The organism is Pseudoxanthomonas suwonensis, assembly GCF_010093235.1.
Classification (GTDB): Bacteria; Pseudomonadota; Gammaproteobacteria; order Xanthomonadales; family Xanthomonadaceae; genus Pseudoxanthomonas; species Pseudoxanthomonas suwonensis.
Genome location: NZ_PDWP01000008.1, coordinates 20464 through 38096, shown reverse-complemented (window position 1 = coordinate 38096; position 17633 = coordinate 20464). Strand labels below are relative to the sequence as shown.

17 protein-coding genes are annotated in these 17633 nt (G+C 71.5%); 10 read left to right on the top strand and 7 right to left on the bottom strand.

The features are described 5' to 3' along the window. The first annotated feature begins 175 nt into the window (after window positions 1-175). The 5 genes from rpmH to CSC68_RS05100 all read left to right on the top strand — a co-directional run bounded on the left by rpmH (window position 176) and on the right by CSC68_RS05100 (window position 5097). Complete coding sequence (gene rpmH, locus CSC68_RS05120; protein WP_019397383.1) at window positions 176-316, top strand: 50S ribosomal protein L34; 141 nt, start codon at window positions 176-178, stop codon at window positions 314-316. 53 nt (window positions 317-369) lie between these two features. Next, window positions 370-783 carry a ribonuclease P protein component gene (gene rnpA / locus CSC68_RS05115; protein ID WP_162202459.1) on the top strand — a complete coding sequence of 138 codons (414 nt, stop codon included), beginning with the start codon at window positions 370-372 and terminating at the stop codon, window positions 781-783. A 38-nt stretch (window positions 784-821) separates the two neighbouring features. Next, the gene (yidC, locus tag CSC68_RS05110; protein WP_162202458.1) at window positions 822-2519 is read left to right on the top strand and encodes a membrane protein insertase YidC; all 1698 of its coding nucleotides are present in this window, start codon (window positions 822-824) and stop codon (window positions 2517-2519) included. Between the two features lie 109 nt (window positions 2520-2628). Then, window positions 2629-3966 carry a tRNA uridine-5-carboxymethylaminomethyl(34) synthesis GTPase MnmE gene (gene mnmE, locus CSC68_RS05105; RefSeq protein ID WP_162202457.1) on the top strand — a complete coding sequence of 446 codons (1338 nt, stop codon included), beginning with the start codon at window positions 2629-2631 and terminating at the stop codon, window positions 3964-3966. Window positions 3967-4101: 135 nt separating this feature from the next. After that, window positions 4102-5097 carry an energy transducer TonB gene (locus tag CSC68_RS05100; RefSeq protein WP_425501207.1) on the top strand — a complete coding sequence of 332 codons (996 nt, stop codon included), beginning with the start codon at window positions 4102-4104 and terminating at the stop codon, window positions 5095-5097. 76 nt (window positions 5098-5173) lie between these two features. Here the strand turns inward: CSC68_RS05100 and CSC68_RS05095 are convergent, their stop codons facing one another. The 6 genes from CSC68_RS05095 to CSC68_RS05070 all read right to left on the bottom strand — a co-directional run bounded on the left by CSC68_RS05095 (window position 5174) and on the right by CSC68_RS05070 (window position 10613). Further along, window positions 5174-6355 (bottom strand): ABC transporter permease, encoded by a 1182-nt coding sequence (locus CSC68_RS05095; protein WP_162202455.1) that lies wholly within the window; start codon window positions 6353-6355, stop codon window positions 5174-5176. Next, window positions 6352-7098, bottom strand: coding sequence for an ABC transporter ATP-binding protein (locus CSC68_RS05090; RefSeq protein WP_162202454.1), 747 nt, complete (start codon window positions 7096-7098; stop codon window positions 6352-6354). Before CSC68_RS05090 ends, CSC68_RS05095 begins: the two co-directional genes overlap by 4 nt. 34 nt (window positions 7099-7132) lie before the next feature. Further along, entirely contained in the window at window positions 7133-8653 is a 1521-nt protein-coding gene (locus CSC68_RS05085; RefSeq protein ID WP_162202453.1) for an alpha/beta hydrolase, read from the bottom strand. Between the two features lie 42 nt (window positions 8654-8695). Continuing rightward, window positions 8696-8893: a helix-turn-helix transcriptional regulator gene (locus CSC68_RS05080; protein ID WP_162202452.1), complete on the bottom strand. Its 198-nt coding sequence runs from the start codon at window positions 8891-8893 to the stop codon at window positions 8696-8698. 13 nt (window positions 8894-8906) lie between these two features. Further along, window positions 8907-9491: a hypothetical protein gene (locus tag CSC68_RS05075; protein WP_162202451.1), complete on the bottom strand. Its 585-nt coding sequence runs from the start codon at window positions 9489-9491 to the stop codon at window positions 8907-8909. Window positions 9492-9851: 360 nt separating this feature from the next. Then, entirely contained in the window at window positions 9852-10613 is a 762-nt protein-coding gene (locus tag CSC68_RS05070; RefSeq protein ID WP_162202450.1) for a ferredoxin--NADP reductase, read from the bottom strand. Window positions 10614-10711: 98 nt separating this feature from the next. Here CSC68_RS05070 and CSC68_RS05065 point away from each other — a divergent pair, with 98 nt between their 5' ends. The 4 genes from CSC68_RS05065 to CSC68_RS05050 all read left to right on the top strand — a co-directional run bounded on the left by CSC68_RS05065 (window position 10712) and on the right by CSC68_RS05050 (window position 13892). After that, on the top strand, window positions 10712-11662 hold the full coding sequence (locus CSC68_RS05065) for an ABC transporter ATP-binding protein (protein ID WP_162202449.1): 951 nt from the start codon (window positions 10712-10714) through the stop codon (window positions 11660-11662). Further along, the gene (locus CSC68_RS05060) at window positions 11659-12456 is read left to right on the top strand and encodes an ABC transporter permease (RefSeq protein WP_162202448.1); all 798 of its coding nucleotides are present in this window, start codon (window positions 11659-11661) and stop codon (window positions 12454-12456) included. Before CSC68_RS05065 ends, CSC68_RS05060 begins: the two co-directional genes overlap by 4 nt. Window positions 12457-12460: 4 nt before the next feature. Further along, entirely contained in the window at window positions 12461-13384 is a 924-nt protein-coding gene (gene panE / locus CSC68_RS05055) for a 2-dehydropantoate 2-reductase (protein ID WP_162202447.1), read from the top strand. 67 nt (window positions 13385-13451) lie between these two features. Continuing rightward, the gene (locus CSC68_RS05050) at window positions 13452-13892 is read left to right on the top strand and encodes a hypothetical protein (RefSeq protein WP_162202446.1); all 441 of its coding nucleotides are present in this window, start codon (window positions 13452-13454) and stop codon (window positions 13890-13892) included. Window positions 13893-13950: 58 nt separating this feature from the next. On the opposite strand, the gene CSC68_RS05045 is transcribed toward CSC68_RS05050, so the two are convergent. After that, entirely contained in the window at window positions 13951-14766 is an 816-nt protein-coding gene (locus CSC68_RS05045; RefSeq protein ID WP_162202445.1) for a TatD family hydrolase, read from the bottom strand. 174 nt (window positions 14767-14940) lie between these two features. Here CSC68_RS05045 and hrpB point away from each other — a divergent pair, with 174 nt between their 5' ends. After that, entirely contained in the window at window positions 14941-17436 is a 2496-nt protein-coding gene (hrpB, locus tag CSC68_RS05040) for an ATP-dependent helicase HrpB (protein ID WP_162202444.1), read from the top strand. Window positions 17437-17633: the final 197 nt, after the last annotated feature.

Sequence of the window (17633 nt, the reverse complement as noted above, 5' to 3'; positions counted from 1 at the left end):
GGGTCGGGACGCAGCAGCCTACCATCCGGGGCCGTCTTTTCCCACTGTTATCAACAGGCCATCCACAGGGGCGTCTACGATCGCCCCGCCGCCGCTCTTCATGCCGGCTTGACCGGACTGCCCGACACCCCTAGACTTTCCGGTTCTTTCGCCCCATTACGAATCGAGTGCCGCCATGGCCACCAAGCGCACCTTCCAGCCCAGCAACCTCAAGCGCAAGCGCGACCACGGCTTCCGTGCCCGCATGAAGACGGCCGACGGCCGCAAGGTCCTGGCGCGTCGCCGTGCCAAGGGCCGCAAGCGCCTGAGCGCCTGATTCGCATCGCGGCCCTGTCTTCCGGACGCCGGGCCGCCGCGATATCCAGCGAGATGACCACGGACCCGCGCGCGCGATTCCCTCGCAGCGCCCGGGTCCGTTCGCGCGTGGAATATACCCGCGTGTTCGACGGGGGGCGCCGCCTTGGCGATGCCCTGCTCGGCCTGCACTGGCTGCCCGGCGACGGCGAACCGCGCCTGGGCCTGGCCGTGTCGCGCAAGGTCGATCCACGCGCGGTCGGCCGCAACCGGATCAAGCGCATCCTGCGCGACTGCATGCGCCACCACCGCGCCGGCATGGCCGGCGGGGACTACGTCGTGGTCGCACGGCCGGCCGCCGCGCGCGCCACCGGCGACCAGATCCGGGAGTCGTTCCTGCGCCTGCTGCGCAAGGCCGGCGCATTGCCGGGTCCGGCCCGCGGCGGCACAATGCCCGCGCCTCCCCCTTCCGCCTCTCCTTCTAATTAAGTGCCGGATCGTTCTCCGGCCCGAGCCTGCCTGCCCTGATGAACCAGACCCGCGTATTCCTGATCCTCGCCTGGCTGATGGTGGCCGTCCTGCTGTGGATGGAATGGGGCAAGGAGCAGGCCGCTCCGGCTGCCGCCGCGCCCGCGCCGACCACCGCCGTGGCCCAGGACGCCGTGCCGCAGCCGGCAGCCGCGGCGCCTGCCGCCGACGCCTCGGTCCCGGCCGCTTCCGCGGCCCCGGTGGCGGTGGCTGCCGCCACGCCCGCCGCTGCCTCGGCGCAGCGGGTCACCGTGAGCAACGACGTGCTGCAGCTGGTGCTGGATGGCGGCAGCGTGGTCCAGGCCGACCTGCTGCAGTTCCCGCGCGACCGCAACGGCGATGGCACCCCGGTGCGCCTGTTCGATGCCGCGCCGGCCAGCTTCTATGCCGCCCAGAGCGGCTGGGTCAGCGCCACCGGCGCCGCCCCGACGCACCTGTCGGGCTTCGTCCCGGCCGAGCCGCAGCGCGAGTACGTGCTGGCCGACGGCGCGGACACGGTCGAAGTCCCGTTCGTCTGGCAGGGCGACAACGGCGTGCAGATCCGCCGCACCTACGTGCTGTCGCGCGGCGCCTACGCGCTGACCGTGCGCGACGAGGTGGTCAATGCCGGCAGCGCGCCGTGGCAGGGCCAGGTCTATCGCCAGCTGGTGCGCAAGCCGCCGGTGATCGAGCGCGGCTACACCAGCCCCGAGTCCTTCAGCTTCAATGGCGCCGCCTGGTACGACGGCAGCTACGACCGCCGCAAGTTCGACGAGGACTACCTCGAGGACGGCAGGCTCAACCTGCAGACCAGCAACGGCTGGGTGGCGATGCTGCAGCACCACTTCTTCACCGCGTGGTTGCCGGCCGGCAACCAGCAGGCGGGCACCATCTCGCTCGACCAGGTCGGCGACCGTGCGCTGGTGCGCGAGGTGACCAATCCGCTGGTCGTCGCACCGGGCAGCTCCGCCACCACCGAGGCGCGCCTGTACGTCGGTCCGAAGCTGGTCTCGCAGATCCGCGCCCAGCGCGTCCCGGGCCTGGAGCGCGCGGTGGACTACAGCCAGTTCACCATCCTCGCCCTGCTCGGCGAAGGCCTGTTCTGGGTGCTGAGCCACCTGTACGACCTGTTCGGCAACTGGGGCTGGGCCATCATCGGCCTGGTCGTGGTGGTAAAGGCGCTGATGTATCCGCTGTCGGCCGCCCAGTACAAGAGCTTCGCCAAGATGCGCAAGTTCCAGCCGCGCATCCAGCAGCTGAAGGAACGCTATGGCGAGGACCGCCAGAAGTTCCAGATGGCGATGATGGAGCTGTACAAGAAGGAGAAGATCAACCCGATGGGCGGCTGCCTGCCGATCCTGGTGCAGATGCCGGTGTTCCTGGCCCTGTACTGGGTGCTGGTGGAGTCGGTCGAGCTGCGCCACGCGCCGTGGATCCTGTGGATCCAGGACCTGACCGCGCGCGATCCGTTCTTCATCCTGCCGGTGGTCAACGTCGCGGTCATGTGGTTCACCCAGAAGCTGCAGCCGGCGCCGGGCATGGATCCGATGCAGCAGAAGATGATGCAGTTCATGCCGCTGGTGTTCGGCGTGATGATGGCCTTCTTCCCGGCCGGCCTGGTCCTGTACTGGGTGACCAACGGCGCCCTGGGCCTGCTGCAGCAGTGGTGGATGATGAAGCGCCACGGCGAGCCGGCGCCGAAGCCCGCCGCCAAGTAAGGTCCGAGGAAACCCGCCGCCAGGCGGGTTTCCTTTATCCGCCGCCCGTGCGGGGCTGCACCCCGCCGCTGCCGCCGCTACGCTGGCCACCTGTCCTGCCGCAACGCCCATGACCGCGCCCGACACCATCGCCGCCATCGCCACCGCTCCCGGCGCCGGGGGCGTGGGCATCGTGCGCCTGTCCGGGCCGAAGGCCCTGGCGATCGCCACTGCCCTGTGCGGCCGCGAGCCGGCGCCGCGCCGGGCAATGCGCGCGTTCTTCCGCGAGGCCGACGGCGCGGTGATCGACGACGGGATCGTGCTCGCCTTCTCCGGCCCCCACAGTTTCACCGGCGAGGACGTCACCGAGCTGCAGGCGCACGGCAGCCCGGTGGTGCTGCAGCGCCTGGTCGAGCGCTGCCGCGAGCTGGGTGCGCGCCAGGCGCGGCCCGGCGAGTTCAGCGAACGCGCCTTCCTCAACGGCAAGCTGGACCTGGTCCAGGCCGAGGCGCTCGCCGACCTGATCGCCGCATCCGACCTGCGCGCCGCCCGCGCCGCCCGCCGGTCGCTGGAGGGCGTGTTCTCGCGCCAGGCCGAGGACATCGCCGAGGGCCTGCTGCGCCTGCGGATCCACGTGGAGGCCGCGATCGATTTCGTCGACGAGCCGATCGAGACCCTGGGCCTGCCCCAGGTGGCGGCGCAACTGGATCGCCAGTGTGCCGCCCTGCAGGACCTGCTGGCCCGCGCCGGGCGTGGCCGACGCCTGCGCGACGGCCTGCACGCGGTGCTGCTGGGCCCGCCGAACGCCGGCAAGAGCTCCCTGCTCAACGCCCTGGCCGGCGACGCCCGCGCGATCGTGGCCGACGTGGCCGGCACCACCCGCGACGTGCTGCGCGAAGTGGTCCGCATCGACGGCCTGGAACTGGTGCTGGCCGATACCGCCGGCCTGCGCGAGGGCGGCGACGAGATCGAACGCGAAGGCATGCGCCGCGCGCGCGCGGAACTGGAGCGCGCGGACCTGGCCCTGCTGGTGCTGGACGCGCGCGCTCCCGAAGCCGACCGCGCCGCGCTTGAGGAAGCCGCGCACGGGGTGCCGCTGAAGCTGTGGATCCACAACAAGGCCGACCTGCTGCCGCAGCCGCCCCCGCCTGGCGACGGGGTCCTGCAAGTGTCGGCACTGACCGGCCAGGGACTCGAACGCCTGCATGCGGCCCTGCGCGCCATGGCCGCCAGCGGCGCGCCCGATGCCGCCGAAGGGGAGTTCAGCGCCCGCGCCCGGCACCTGGACGCCCTGCGCCAGACCCTCGACGCGGCGACTGCCGCAGCGGCGGAACTCCAGGCCGGGCGCCTGGAGCTGGCGGCCGAGCAGCTGCGGATGGCCCACGACGCCATAGGCAACCTGACCGGCCGGCTCACCGCCGACCAGTTGCTGGGGCACATCTTCTCCAGCTTCTGTATCGGCAAGTAAGCGGCGGCCTTTAGCCTGCAACTTCGTCGCAAAACGCTTGTGCCGCGTGGCCTAGCGGTTGACAATCGGCTGCGTACGGCGCGATACGGGGTGCGCCGTCCTTACCAGTTCACTGGGTTCCATCACGGGGGAGTACTGATGACCTTGACGATTCCGCCGAAGTCGCGGCTCGTGGCCTGCATGATGCTGGCCGCCGCGCTCGGTGCATGTTCCAAGCAGGAAGAGCCTGCCGCCGGCGCCAACACCGCCGCGTCCTCCACCCGGCCGGAAGCCAGCGCGCCGCCGCCGGCCGTGGCTCCCAAGGTCCAGGGCATGGCCCTCGACGACCTGCACGAGCTGGCGACCAACGCGCTGCGCGAGAACCGCATGTACGCCCCCGCCGGCGACAACGCGATGGAGTACTACCTGGCGCTGCGCGACAAGCTGCCCGACGACGCCACCGTCGCCAGCGCGCTGACCGACCTGATGCCGTACACGGTCATCGCCACCGAGCAGGCCGTCACCCGCGAGCAGTTCGACGAGGCCCAGCGCCTGGCCGCGCTGATCGAGAAGGCCGATCCGAACACCCCGGCGCTGCCGCGCATCCGCCAGAGCATCACCGCCGCCCAGCAGGCCGTGGCCCAGCGCAGCGAGGCGGAGGCCGCGCGTGCGCGTGCCGAGGCCCAGGCCCGCGCCCAGGCCGACCAGCAGCGCCTGGCCCAGCAGCAGGCCGCCGAGGCCGAGGCGGCCCGCCGCCTGGCCGCCGAGCAGGAAGCCGCGCGCCAGGCCGCCGAGCGCCAGGCTGCCGAGCGCCGCGAAGCCGAGCAGCGCGAAGCCGCGGCCCGCCAGGCGAGCGCGCAGCAGCAGTCCCGTCCTGCGGCCCAGCAGGCAGCGGCGCGCCCGCTGCGCCCGATCAGCATGCCGGCGCCGCGCTATCCCGCCGAGGCCCTGCGCGCCGGTACCTCCGGCGACGTGCTGGTCGAGTTCACCGTCGGCACCAGCGGTGAAGTCACCGACGTGCGCGTGCTGCGCGCCAACCCGCCGCGCATCTTCGACCGCGAGGCGGTCAACGCGGTGCGGCGCTGGAAGTTCGAGCCGATCGACGCGCCGGTCACCACCCGCCGCACCCTGGCCTTCGCTCCCAACGAGTGATCCGCCAGGTGGCGTGCAAGGAAAAGGCCCGGCATTGCCGGGCCTTTTCCGTTCCGGTTCCGGGCGGAGCCGGTGCTCAGCCGGATATCGCCAGCTTCTCCTGCCGGTAGCGCAGCACCGCCGCCAGCCACAGCAGCAGGGCCAGGCCGAGGCTGCAGCCGAAGTAGATGGCCCACTCCTGCGCGGCCACGTGCTCGCCGCGGATCACCCGCAGCAGCATCTGGTTCTGCGCCAGGAACGGCACCGCGAACTGCCAGGCCTGGGTCTTCACCGGGTTGGCCATCAGCACCAGCGTGGGCACCATCGGCAGCAGCATCAGCCAGGTGATGTGGCTCTGCGCTTCCTTCAGGCTCCTGGCGGCCGCCGCCAGCAGGGTCAGCAGCGAGGTGCCGATCAGCAGCATCGGCAGCAGCACGACCAGCAGCTTGGCGATCGACAGCATCGACATGTCCATGTGCCGCACCTCGCCGCTGGCCATCAGCGCGCTGAGCTTGATCGCCAGCAGCGACAGCAGCAGCGCGACCAGGCCCAGCACGCAGGCAGCGGCGATCTTGGCGCTGACGATCGCGCCGCGCGACGCCGGGGTGGCCAGCAGCGGCTCCAGTGACTGCCGCTCGCGTTCGCCGGCGGTGGCGTCGAGCACCAGGGCCGAGCCTCCCAGGAAGGCGGACAGGATCAGCAGGTAAGGCAGGAAGAACGACAGTAGCCGGCCGCGCCTGGCCTCGGCCGTGGCCACGTCTCGCGTGGCGGGGTTGATCGCCTGCACCACCGAGGCATCCAAGCCGCGCGCCAGCAGGCGCAGGGAACCGACCTGGCTGCCATAGGCCTGCAGCGCACCGCGCAGGCGGCCGGCGGGGATGCCCGAATCGCGCTGGGTGGTATCCACCAGCACTTCCACCAGCGCCGGCCGGCCCGCGCGCCAGTCCTCGGCGTAGCTTTCGGAGATGTGCAGGCCCACGTCCACCTGCTGGTCGCGGATGGCCTGCTCGAGGTTCTCCGGTGCGGGCACGGCGACGATGCCCTGGGTGCCGAGGAAGGCGACCAGGTTCGGCGCCCGTTCCATGCCGATGGTCGGGACCTCCAGGTCCTTCTCGATCTGGGTACGGAACTTCTTCTCGGCAAGCACGTTGATGCCGAGGATGAGCGCCGGCGCGAGCAGGGGGCCCATCAGCAGGGTCAGCGCCATCGTGCGGCGGTCGCGCGCCATGTCGCGCAGTTCCTTGCACAGGACGATCCACACAGTGGTCAGCACGTTCATGCCTGCAGGCCCTCCGCCGAACCGATGATCCTGACGAACGCGTCCTCGAGGCTGGACTCACCGGTCTGCGCGCGCAGCTCCTCGGCGGTGCCCGAGGCGACGACCTGGCCCCTGGCGATGATGACGATGCGATCGCACAGCGCCGCCACCTCCTGCATGATGTGGCTGGAGAGGATCACGCAGCGGCCCTCGTCGCGCAGTCCGAACAGGAACTGGCGCATGGCGCGGGTGGTCATCACGTCCAGGCCGTTGGTCGGCTCGTCGAGGATCACGTTGCGCGGGTCGTGCACCAGGGCGCGCGCGATTGCGGTCTTGGTGCGCTGGCCCTGGGAGAAGCCTTCGGTCTGGCGGTCGAGGATCCCGTCCATGTCCAGCGCCGCCGACAGCGCGGCGATGCGCTCGGCGGTGCGCTGCGACGACAGGCCGTGCAGGCGCGCGAAGTAGGCGATGTTCTCGCGCGCGGTCAGGCGCTTGTACACGCCGCGCGCATCCGGCAGCACGCCCAGCGAGCGCCGCACCGCCATCGGGTCGCGTGCCGGGTCGATGCCATCGACCTCGATGTGGCCGCGATCGGGGCGCATCAGGGTGTAGAGCATGCGCAGGGTGGTGGTCTTGCCCGCGCCGTTGGGCCCGAGCAGGCCGGTGATCTGGCCGTCGTGCGCCTCGAAGCCGACGCCGGAAACGGCCTGGACCGTGCCGGTGCGGGTCTTGAACTGCTTGTGCAGGTCGTGGGCGATGATCATCGCGGCAGCACTCCGTTTCGGCTGGCGGTAGGCATCAGGGCTCCCATCCGTTGAAGCTGGTGAAGGGCGGTACGTAGGTCATGCGCGAGAGGCAGCCGGCATCCAGCGACTTCGCATCCGCGGTTTCCATGAACTGGCCGAGCAGCCGCGGCATGCAGCCAAGGGCGAGCGTGCCGTGGCCCTGTCCCTGCAGGACCAGGTGGCGGCCGTTGGGCAGCCCCTGCAGCACGCGCTCGGCGTAGCGCGGCGGCGTGACCGGATCCATCTCCCCGGACAGCAGCAGCGCGGGCACGTCCGATTCCAGGGGCGCGGTGAAGTCGTCGGGCCGCGACCCGCGCGGCCAGCCGGCGCACATGGCGAAGAACATGCGTGCCATCTGCGGGCCGAGCAGGGTGTCCTCGGCGGCCGCGGCGGACTCGTCGTGGCGGTCCGCATCCTCGGCGCAGACCACCGACCACTGCATGCCCACCGACATCTGCTCGCTGGTCCCGCGCACCATCAGTTCCGAAAGCGACTTCAGCGGCGCGTAGCGGCCGTGCGCGGCCTCGTCCAGCACCAGCGGCAGCAGCGCGGCGGTCTGCGGCATGTACGAGAACATGAAGGCCAGGCCGGTCACCGTGCCTGCGTCCACCGTGCCCTTGAGGCTCTCGCCGCTGGCCGGGTCGCGGTACTCGACCTCCACCGGCGCCCGTCCCAGGCGCTCGACCAGGGCGCGCAGCTGGGCCCGCGGATCCTGCGGGAAACGCGCGGCGCACTCGGGAAGCCCGCGGCAGCGGGCGGCCTGCAGCGACAGCGCATCCTCGAAGGTGCGGGCGAACTCGCCACCGACCACCAGGTCGTTGGGCGCCACGCCGTCCAGCACGATGCTGCGCACGTGTTCCGGATGCCGCTTTGCGTACTGCTGCGCGACCCGCGTGCCATAGGAACCGCCGACCAGGTTGATCTCCTCCGCGCCGATGGCCTGCCGCACGGCTTCCAGGTCGGCGACGGCCTCGGTCGTGGTGTAGAAGCGCGGATCGGCGCGATCGGCCAGCGCGGCGGCGCATTCGCGCGCCAGCGCCGCCACCGCCTCCAGCGCCTGCGGCTGCGCGGGATCGAGTCCGTCCAGCGGCGAGCGGTCGCACTGCAGCTGGTTGGATCCGCCGGTGCCGCGCTGGTCCACCAGGACCACGTGGCGCTGGCGGCGCACCTCGGCGAAGGCGGGATCCAGCTGCGGCCACACCTGCACCGCCGACTGCCCGGGGCCGCCGGCGAGAAAGAACACCGGGTCCGCCAGCCCGGCGCCCGCTTCGGTGGCCGGCAGCCAGGCGATGTCTAGCGCGATGCGGCGGCCGTCCGGGTTCTCCGGATCCTCGGGGACTTCGTAGGTGGCGCAGCGCGCCTGCACGCTGCGCGCGGACGCGCCGGCGAGGGTGCAGGCCTGGAACCGGAGTTCGCCGTAGCGGTCGTCCGCCTGCGGGCCGGCCTGGGTGGCCGGTTCCCCGCCGCCGCATGCGACAAGCGCGAGGCAGGCAGTGGCGGTCGCGAGTGGAAGCAGGATCTTGCGGGTCTTCATGGCATGGGCCCGGATCACGATTGGAAAAAGAGGGTCGCGTGGTCAGTCGCCGTCGGGGACGAACACGTCCTCGATGCGGCAGGCGAACAGGCGCGCGATGCGGAAGGCCAGCGGCAGGCTGGGGTCGTACTTGCCGGTCTCCAGCGCGTTGACGGTCTGCCGCGACACGTCCAGGCGCTCGGCCAGTTCGCCCTGGGACCAGCCCTGTCGTTCGCGCAACGTGCGCAGGTGGTTCCTCATCGGTCCGGGCCCGTCAGCGGTAGCGACGCACGACCAGGAACTTCACCACGCCATAGGCAAAGCACAGCAGCGGGAACACCCAGGTCATCACCGCCGCGGCGGGCAGGTCGATGATCTTCGCCGCCTGCAGGAAGCCGCCGGACATGTACAGCAGCGCGACGAGCGCCGTCGCCAGGCTCACCGCCTCCAGCTCGATGCGCTGCTGCATCTCGTCCACGCCGCGGATGTAGCGCACCACCGCGCGCAGCACGAAGGCGATCGGCGGCACCGGCAGCAGCGCGACCAGCACCCGCAGCGTCCCGTCCGGACCGCCGGCCCTGAGCACGGACACGGTTACCAGGACCGCGAGCACGTACGCGCCCATCGCCAGGAACATCTCCCGGTTGTAGCGCCGGCGCACCCCGGCCGGGGCCACCTCGCACAGTGCCGGAAAACGCCAGCGGAAGAGGCCGGCCACGAGCAGGCCCGCGCCGACGCACAGCATCACCGAGGCGAGGTCGCCGACGCGCGCCGGCGGCATCTGCGTTGCCAGCAGGCCAAGCGCGAGGGCGCCGATGCCACCCAGCAGCCATCCGATGGCTGGTTTCAGTGCGCCCATGGGGTTCTCCTGCTCCGGGTGGCCGTGTCGATGGACCGGCCGATGCCGGGATATCCAGGGCTGCCCATCAGCTTCCTGCCGTGCATGCCCGTCCCTGTAAAGCGTGCTTGACAGGCCGACGATAGGCGCACCCACCGCCCCTGTCAAGCACCCTTTACAGGCCTGGGTGTGCGGCCACGCGGGCGTGGCCTTGCAGGCACACGGGCGCTACTTGCTGCTGACGTACTTTTCCCCGGGGCCTACTTGTTGCTGACGTACTTTTCCCGGTGGGCGAAGGACCGCGTTTGCGGACCACTGGTCCGCGCGGACCTGAGCGCCGTGCGCGGGTTCGCGCACGGCGGGGGATCCGCCGGCCGGGGCCTACTTGTTGCTGACGTACTTTTCCCGGCGGATCTGCGCCGCCCCGAACCCCAGCCCCTTCAGCGCCTCGAAGCTGGCGTCGACCATGTCCGGATTGCCGCACAGGTAGGCGATGTCGCGCGCCGGATCCGGCGCGAACCCGGGAAGCTGCTGCTGCACGTAGCCATGGCGCACGTCGGCATGCGCATGCGGCGAACCCGCCTCCGGCAGCTCGCGCGACAGGCAGGGCACGTAGCGGAACTGCGGATGCGCGTCGGCGAAGGCGCGGAAATCATCGGCATACAGCAGCTCGCCGGGCGTGCGTGCGCCGGCCAGCAGCACGACCTCGATGCCACGCTCGGCGATCTGGCTGGCCAGCACCGGCAGCATCGAACGGTACGGCGTGACGCCGGTGCCGGTGCCGATCAGCAGGTAGCGCGCATTGCGGTCGCCGGGCATCAGGCAGAAGCGGCCGTACGGGCCGCTGGCGCTGACGCGCGAGCCGATCTCCAGGGCCTCGAACAGCGCCGTGGCCGCGCCACCGGGCACGTGGCTGACCGCGATCTCCACGGCCTCGCCAGGACCCATGGCGTGGTCGTGGATCGTGGCCAGCGAATAGCTGCGCCGCGCCGGCGTGCCGTCGGCGTAGTCGAAATGGATCTGGATGAACTGCCCCGGCAGGAAGTCCAGGGGCTGGCCGTCGTCGCGGGCCAGCACGTAGTGGCCGATGGTGGGCGCGAGCATGCGGCGCTCGACGAGGCGGAGCGGGAAATGGACGGGCACGGTATTCGTTTCGGGACAGTGTGTACCGGGCGGCTTCCCGGCTGCGACCTATAATAGCCGCAGCTCCGTGTAGGCGCCTTCCAGGCGCGAAAGGCCTCATGACCCCACACCCATCCGAGGCAGCGGCTCCGGCGCTGCGCGTACGCGACCTGCGCAAGACCTACGGCAACGGCGTCCAGGCGCTCAGGGGCGTCTCCCTCGACGTCGCCCCCGGCGACTTCTTCGCACTGCTCGGTCCCAACGGCGCCGGCAAGTCGACCCTGATCGGCATCGTCAGCTCGCTGGTGAACCTCAGCAGCGGCAGCGTGGAAGTGTTCGGCACCGACCTGGTGTCGCGCCGCAGCGAGGCCATGCGCCTGATCGGCCTGGTGCCGCAGGAGATCAATTTCAACCTGTTCGAGCAGCCGTACGACATCCTGGTGAACTACGCGGGGTTCTACGGCATCCCGCGCGCCGAGGCCGGCCCGCTGGCGGAGCAGGAGCTGCGCCGCGCCCACCTGTGGGACAAGGCGCGGGTGATGAGCCGCACCCTGTCCGGCGGCATGAAGCGCCGGCTGATGATCGCGCGGGCGATGATGACCCGGCCCAGGCTGCTGATCCTGGACGAGCCCACCGCCGGCGTGGACATCGAGATCCGCCGCGACATGTGGCGCGTGCTGCGCGAGATCAACGCCGCCGGCACCACCATCATCCTGACCACGCATTACCTGGAGGAAGCGGAGAACCTGTGCCGCAACCTCGCCATCATCGACCGCGGCACCATCGTCGAGCAGGGACCGATGCGTGCCCTGCTGGCGAAGCTGGACGTGGAGGGCTTCCTGTTCGACATCGACGGTGAACTGCCCACGCAGCTGCCGGAGATCGAGGGCACGACCCTGGTGGCGACCGACAGCCACACCCTGGACCTGGACATGCCGCGGGCGATGGACCTCAACCGCGTGTTCGCCGCGTTCGAGGCCGCCGGCATCCGCATCCGTTCGATGCGCACCAAGAGCAACCGCCTGGAGGAGCTGTTCGTACGGCTCACCGGCCAGAAGGAGGCCGCATGAGCACGCCACTGGTGGAAAGGACGCCGCGCGCCGCCAACTGGATCGCACTGGGCACCATCGTCCGGCGCGAGGTCAACCGCATCCTGCGCATCTGGGGCCAGACCCTGGTGCCGCCGGCCATCACCATGACCCTGTACTTCCTGATCTTCGGCGGGCTGATCGGCTCGCGGATCGGCGACATGGGCGGCTACAGCTACATGGAGTTCATCGTCCCCGGCCTGGTGATGATGAGCGTGATCCAGAACAGCTACGGCAACATCTCCTCCTCGTTCTTCGGCGCCAAGTTCGGCCGCCACGTCGAGGAGCTGCTGGTCAGCCCGATGCCCAACTGGGTGATCCTGTGGGGCTACGTCGCCGGCGCGGTGCTGCGCGGGCTGATGGTCGGCGCGATCGTGCTGCTGATCGCGATGTGCTTCACCAAGGTGCGCATCCCGCATCCGCTGGTCACCCTGAGCACGGTGCTGCTGGGCGCGACCATCTTCTCGCTGGCCGGCTTCGTCAACGCGGTCTACGCGCGCAAGTTCGACGACGTGGCGATCGTCCCGACCTTCATCCTCACCCCGCTGACCTACCTGGGCGGCGTGTTCTATTCGGTCAAGCTGCTGCCGGCCTGGGCCGAGGCGGCGACCCACGCCAACCCGATCTTCTACATGGTCAACGCATTCCGCTACGGCCTGCTCGGCAGCACCGACGTGCCGCTGTGGGTGGCCTATGCGCTGATGCTCGCGTTCGTCGCGGTGCTGTCGGCGATCTCGCTGGTGCTGCTGCGCCGGGGCGTGGGCCTGAGGAGCTGAGGCCATGCGCGTGCTCGTGCTCGGCGCCGGCGGCACCGGCGGTTACTTCGGCGGACGCCTGGCCCAGGGCGGCGGAGACGTCACCTTCCTGGTGCGCCCTGCCCGCGCCGCGCTGCTGCGCGAACGCGGCCTGCGCATCCGCAGTCCGCTGGGCGATGCCGACCTGCAGGTGGCATCGCTTACCGCGGAGGAGCTGCCGGCCGCGGTCGCGCGCCAGCCGTTCGACCTGGTGCTGCTGTCGTGCAAGGCCTACGACCTCGACAGCGCGATCGAGGCGGTGGCACCAGCCATGGTCCCGGGCACCACGCTGATGCCGATCCTCAACGGCCTGCAGCACTACCCGGCGCTGGACGCGCGCTTCGGCCGCGGCAACGTGCTCGGCGGCCTGTGCTTCATCAGCGCGACCCTCGGCGAGGACGGTTCGATCCTGCACCTGGGCCGACCGGCCTCGATCACCTTCGGCGAGCGCGATGGCGGCAGCAGCGCGCGCGTCGAGGCCTTCGCCGCGCTGTGCGCGCAGGCCGGCATCGACCACCGCGCCAGCGCCGACATCGGCCAGGAACAGTGGATCAAGTTCAGCTTCCTCGCCGCGCTGGCGGCAGGCACCTGCCTGATGCGCGCCAGCGTCGGGCAGATTGTGGCCGGCGAGGGCGGCGAAGACTTCATGGCCGCGCTGCACGAGGAATGTCTGGCGGTGGCCGCGGCCGAGGGCCAGCCGGTCCCGGACAAGGCACGCGACATCGCCCGTGCCAGCCTGGTCCAGGCCTGTTCGGACGTGAAAGCTTCGATGCTGCGCGACCTGGAAGCCGGCAACCGGGTCGAGGCCGCGCATATCGTCGGCGACATGTGGCATCGCGCGCGCCGCCACGGCCAGCCGGCGCCGCTGCTGCAGGCGGCCTGGGTCAACCTGCAGGCGTATCAGCGGTAGCCCCGCCGGCCTTTGCCGGTGCACCCGCGTGCCGTCATCCCCCACGCAACACCCAAGGAGTCATTGCATGAGCAAAGTTCCGCTGAAGATCACCTTCCTGGCGCTGTCGGCCGTGCTTGCCGGTGCCGCCTGCAGCGGCGAACCCACCCCGGCCGATATGGCGGTGCCGGCGGCGGCCGCCGCCACGCCGACCGGGGACGCTGCCGACGCCGACGCGACCGGCGGGCCGGCACCGGATCAGGAGGTGCAACTGGTCCAGTTCGGCGCGAGCATGTACGCGGCCGCCGAGTTCTGCAAACTGGACTACGACGTCAACACCCGCCGGACCATGCGTGAGCAGCAGAAGCAGGCGACCGTCGCCCAGGGCAGGATGAGTGCAGCGCAGTTCGACGCGGTGTTCGATGCCCACAGCGCGAAGGTCAAGGCCAGCCTGGTGGCCATGCCGCAAGCCGAGCGGGCCAAGACCTGCGCCCAGCTCGAACGGATCGGCAAGCCCGCCGCCGGCTGACGCCGGCCCTGGCCGCGCGGCCGTACCCGAGGGTGCCCGCCGCAGGCCGCGGGGTTCTTCAGGCTCCCGCGGCGGGAAGGCCGAAGAACGTGCGCGCGGCCGCGGTGCTTGCGGCCGCGGTCGTCGCCGTATCCTCGCCGCGGTCGCGCGCCAGTTCCTCGACGATGTGCGGCAGGAACGCCGGCTCGTTGCGGCGGTCCTTCGGCATGGGCCTGAGCGTGCGCGGCAGCAGGTAGGGCGCGTCGGTCTCCACCATCAGGCGGTTGGCCGGGATGTTCTTCACCAGCTCGCGCAGGTGCGCACCGCGGCGCTCGTCGCACAGCCAGCCGGTGATGCCGATGTACCAGTCCTGGTCGAGGTAATCGAACATCTCCTCGCGGGTTCCGGTGAAGCAGTGCACCACCGCCGGGCCATGGCGGCCGTCGAAGTTGCGCATCACCGCCATGAAGTCCGCATGCGCGTCGCGCTGGTGCAGGAACAGCGGCTTGGGCGTGCCGGCGGCGGCCAGGTCGGCGGCGATCTGCAACTGCTGTTCGAACGCCTTGCGCTGCGCCGGCCGCGGCGAGAAGTCGCGGAAGTAGTCCAGGCCGCACTCGCCGACCGCCACCACCTCCGGGTGCGCGTGCAGCGCGCGCAGCTCGGCATCGCATTCGGCGGTGTACTCGGTGGCGTGGTGCGGATGCACGCCGGCGGTGGCGTAGAGCATGCCCGGATGGCGCTGCGCCAGCTCCAGCGCCATCGGGTTGTGCTCGCGGCTGGCGCCGGTCACCACCATCTGCGCCACCCCGGCCTCGCGCGCGCGCTGCAGGACCGCGTCCAGGTCGCGCTCGAAGCTTTCGTGGGTGAGGTTGGCGCCGATGTCGATCAGGTGCATGGAGCGGTCTTGCGGTTCGCGGTGAGCGCGCATTCTAGCCGGGCGCCGCGGCCGGCCCCGTGCATCGCCGCAGCCATGAAGCGTGCGCCGCCGGGCATCACGGATAATGCGCCCCGGTTTTCCCGAGATTCCGTACTGGCGTGCCGCCCGCGCGGCACGACTTCGACGCCGGCCATGGACTTCCCCATTTCCCCGCTGCTGCCCGCGATCCGGGACAGCCTCGCCACGCATCCGCGCCTGGTGCTCGAGGCGCCTCCGGGCGCCGGCAAGACCACCCAGGTGCCGCTGGCCCTGCTCGAGGCGCCGTGGCTGCAGGGCCGCCGCATCCTGATGCTGGAACCGCGCCGGATCGCCGCGCGCAGCGCCGCCGCGTTCATGGCCCGGCAGCTGGGCGAGGAGGCCGGCGGCACGGTCGGCTACCGCATCCGATTCGAGAGCAGGGTCTCGGCACGTACCCGGATCGAGGTGGTCACCGAAGGCATCCTCACCCGCCTGATCCAGGACGATCCTTTGCTGGAAGGCGTCGGCGCCCTGCTGTTCGACGAGTTCCACGAGCGCCACCTGTCCGCCGACCTGGGCCTGGCCCTGGCCCTGGACGTACAGGCGCAGCTGCGCGAGGACCTGCGCCTGGTGGTGATGTCGGCCACGCTCGATGGCGAGCGCCTGGCGCGCTTCCTCGATGCGCCGCGGCTGTCCAGCGAGGGCCGTTCCTTCCCGGTGGAGACCAGCCACTTCCCCGCTCGCCGCGACGAGTCGCTCGAGGCGCAGGCGCGGCGTGCCATTGAGCAGGCCCTGGCCCAGCATCCGGGCGACGTGCTGGTGTTCCTGCCCGGGCAGCGCGAGATCGCCCGGGTCGGCGCGGCGCTGGATGCCGCCTCCCTGCCGGCCGGCGTGGAAGTGCTGGCCCTGCATGGCGAACTGCCGGTGGAGCAGCAGTCGAAGGTGCTGCAGCCGGCGCCGGACGGCCGCCGCCGGGTGGTGCTGGCGACCAACGTGGCCGAGTCTTCGGTGACCCTGCCCGGCGTACGGGTGGTGATCGACTCGGGCCTGGCGCGCGAGCCGCGCTTCGATCCGGTCAGCGGCTTCTCGCGCCTGGACGCGGTGCCGATCTCCCAGGCCTCGGCCGACCAGCGTGCCGGCCGTGCCGGTCGCGTCGCTCCCGGCGTGGCCTGGCGGCTGTGGCCGCAGTCGCAGCGGCTGGAGGCGCAGCGGCGCCCGGAGATGGCCCAGGTCGAACTGGCCGGGCTGGCGCTGGAGCTGGCGGCCTGGGGCAGCGATGCCCTGCGTTTCGTCGATCCGCCCCCGCCCGGTGCGCTGGCCTCGGCGCGCGAGCTGCTGCAGCGTCTCGGCGCGCTGGATGGGGGGGCGATCACGGCACTTGGCCGCCGGATGCTGGAGCTTGGCACCCATCCACGGCTGGCGGCGATGCTCTCGGCGGCGCCTGACGACCGCGCCCGCGCGCTGGCGGCGGACCTGGCCGCCCTGCTCGAGGCGCGCGACCCGCTGCGCAGCCGCAGCGATGCCCTGGCCGAGCGCTGGCGCGCGCTGGCCGCCTTCCGTGGCGGACGCATGCCCGCGGATGCCAGCCGTTCGGCCTTGGCCGCGATCGACGCCGCCGCCCGCCAGTGGCGCCGGCGCCTGCGCTGCGAGGCCGCGCCGCCGGCGCAGATCGAGGCCCACGAGCTGGGCGATCTGCTGGCGCACGCCTTTCCCGACCGCATCGCCGCCCGGCATCCGGCCGACCCGCTGCGCTACCAGCTGGCCAACGGCCGCATGGCCCGCCTGTTCGAGGACAGCGCCGTGCGCGGCGAGCCCTGGCTGGTGGCCACCGAGCTGCGCTTCGAGCCGCGCGGCGACGCCCTGCTGCTGCGCGCCGCGCCGGTGGATGAGGCGCGCCTGCGTGCCGACTTCCCCGACCGCTTCGTCGAGGAGGAGGGTGCGGTCTGGGACGCCCAACGCCGCGCCCTGGTCGCCCGCCGCGAATCGCGCTTCGACCGCATCGTGCTGGACAGCCGGCCGGCCGGCCGGGTCGATCCGGCCCACGCCGCGCAGGCGTTGGCCAATGCCGTGCGTGAGCTGGGCCTGGAGTCGCTGCCGTGGACCGAAGGCCTGCGCCAGTGGCAGGCGCGGGTGGCCTGCCTGCGCAGCTGGATGCCCGAACTTGGGCTGCCCGACGTCACCGACGATGCCCTGCTGGCCAGCGTCGACGCATGGCTGCGCCCGGCCTTCGCCGGCAAGACCCGGCTGGACGCGCTGACCGAACAGGAACTGGGCGAGGCGCTGAAGTCGCCGCTGGACTGGAACCTGCGCCAGCAGGTGGACCGCCTGGCCCCGGTGCGCATCGCGGTGCCTTCCGGCATGGCCCGCCCGGTCGAGTCCGCGCTGGAGCCGGACGGCAGCCCGCGCCCGCCGGTGCTGGCGGTGAAGCTGCAGGAACTGTTCGGCCTGGCCGACACCCCGCGCATCGCCGACGGCCGCGTGCCCCTGCTGCTGCACCTGCTCTCTCCCGGCGGCAAGCCGCTGCAGGTCACCGGGGACCTGCGCAGCTTCTGGGACAACACCTACCCGGAAGTGCGCAAGGAGATGAAGGGCCGGTATCCGAAGCATCCGTGGCCGGATGATCCCTGGAGCGCCACCGCGACCCACAGGGCAAAGCCGCGCGGCACGTGAGGCGTCCATCGCCCATGGCGACGGCTGGGCACGGCGTGGCTCCATGGAGGAGTACTGGCGCGGCTGGCTCCCCCGCTGCCCGGCAGGTGTCCCGGAGCCGGCGATGAGGGGAACACCCGCGGTACTCCAGCAAGGCCAGCGGCAAGGGAGGACGAGGGTTTCCCGGCGCCCTGGCGAAGTCGGCAAGGCAAAGGCCC

Excerpts from the sequence above, each read along its gene's own strand:
- rpmH (WP_019397383.1), top strand. The coding sequence starts at position 176 with ATGGCCACCAAGCGCACCTTCCAGCCCAGCAACCTCAAGCGCAAGCGC.
- rnpA (WP_162202459.1), top strand. The coding sequence starts at position 370 with ATGACCACGGACCCGCGCGCGCGATTCCCTCGCAGCGCCCGGGTCCGT.
- yidC (WP_162202458.1), top strand. The coding sequence starts at position 822 with ATGAACCAGACCCGCGTATTCCTGATCCTCGCCTGGCTGATGGTGGCC.
- mnmE (WP_162202457.1), top strand. The coding sequence starts at position 2,629 with ATGACCGCGCCCGACACCATCGCCGCCATCGCCACCGCTCCCGGCGCC.
- CSC68_RS05095 (WP_162202455.1), bottom strand. The coding sequence starts at position 6,355 with ATGAACGTGCTGACCACTGTGTGGATCGTCCTGTGCAAGGAACTGCGC.
- CSC68_RS05090 (WP_162202454.1), bottom strand. The coding sequence starts at position 7,098 with ATGATCATCGCCCACGACCTGCACAAGCAGTTCAAGACCCGCACCGGC.
- CSC68_RS05085 (WP_162202453.1), bottom strand. The coding sequence starts at position 8,653 with ATGAAGACCCGCAAGATCCTGCTTCCACTCGCGACCGCCACTGCCTGC.
- CSC68_RS05080 (WP_162202452.1), bottom strand. The coding sequence starts at position 8,893 with ATGAGGAACCACCTGCGCACGTTGCGCGAACGACAGGGCTGGTCCCAG.
- CSC68_RS05075 (WP_162202451.1), bottom strand. The coding sequence starts at position 9,491 with ATGGGCGCACTGAAACCAGCCATCGGATGGCTGCTGGGTGGCATCGGC.
- CSC68_RS05065 (WP_162202449.1), top strand. The coding sequence starts at position 10,712 with ATGACCCCACACCCATCCGAGGCAGCGGCTCCGGCGCTGCGCGTACGC.
- CSC68_RS05060 (WP_162202448.1), top strand. The coding sequence starts at position 11,659 with ATGAGCACGCCACTGGTGGAAAGGACGCCGCGCGCCGCCAACTGGATC.
- panE (WP_162202447.1), top strand. The coding sequence starts at position 12,461 with ATGCGCGTGCTCGTGCTCGGCGCCGGCGGCACCGGCGGTTACTTCGGC.
- CSC68_RS05050 (WP_162202446.1), top strand. The coding sequence starts at position 13,452 with ATGAGCAAAGTTCCGCTGAAGATCACCTTCCTGGCGCTGTCGGCCGTG.
- CSC68_RS05045 (WP_162202445.1), bottom strand. The coding sequence starts at position 14,766 with ATGCACCTGATCGACATCGGCGCCAACCTCACCCACGAAAGCTTCGAG.
- hrpB (WP_162202444.1), top strand. The coding sequence starts at position 14,941 with ATGGACTTCCCCATTTCCCCGCTGCTGCCCGCGATCCGGGACAGCCTC.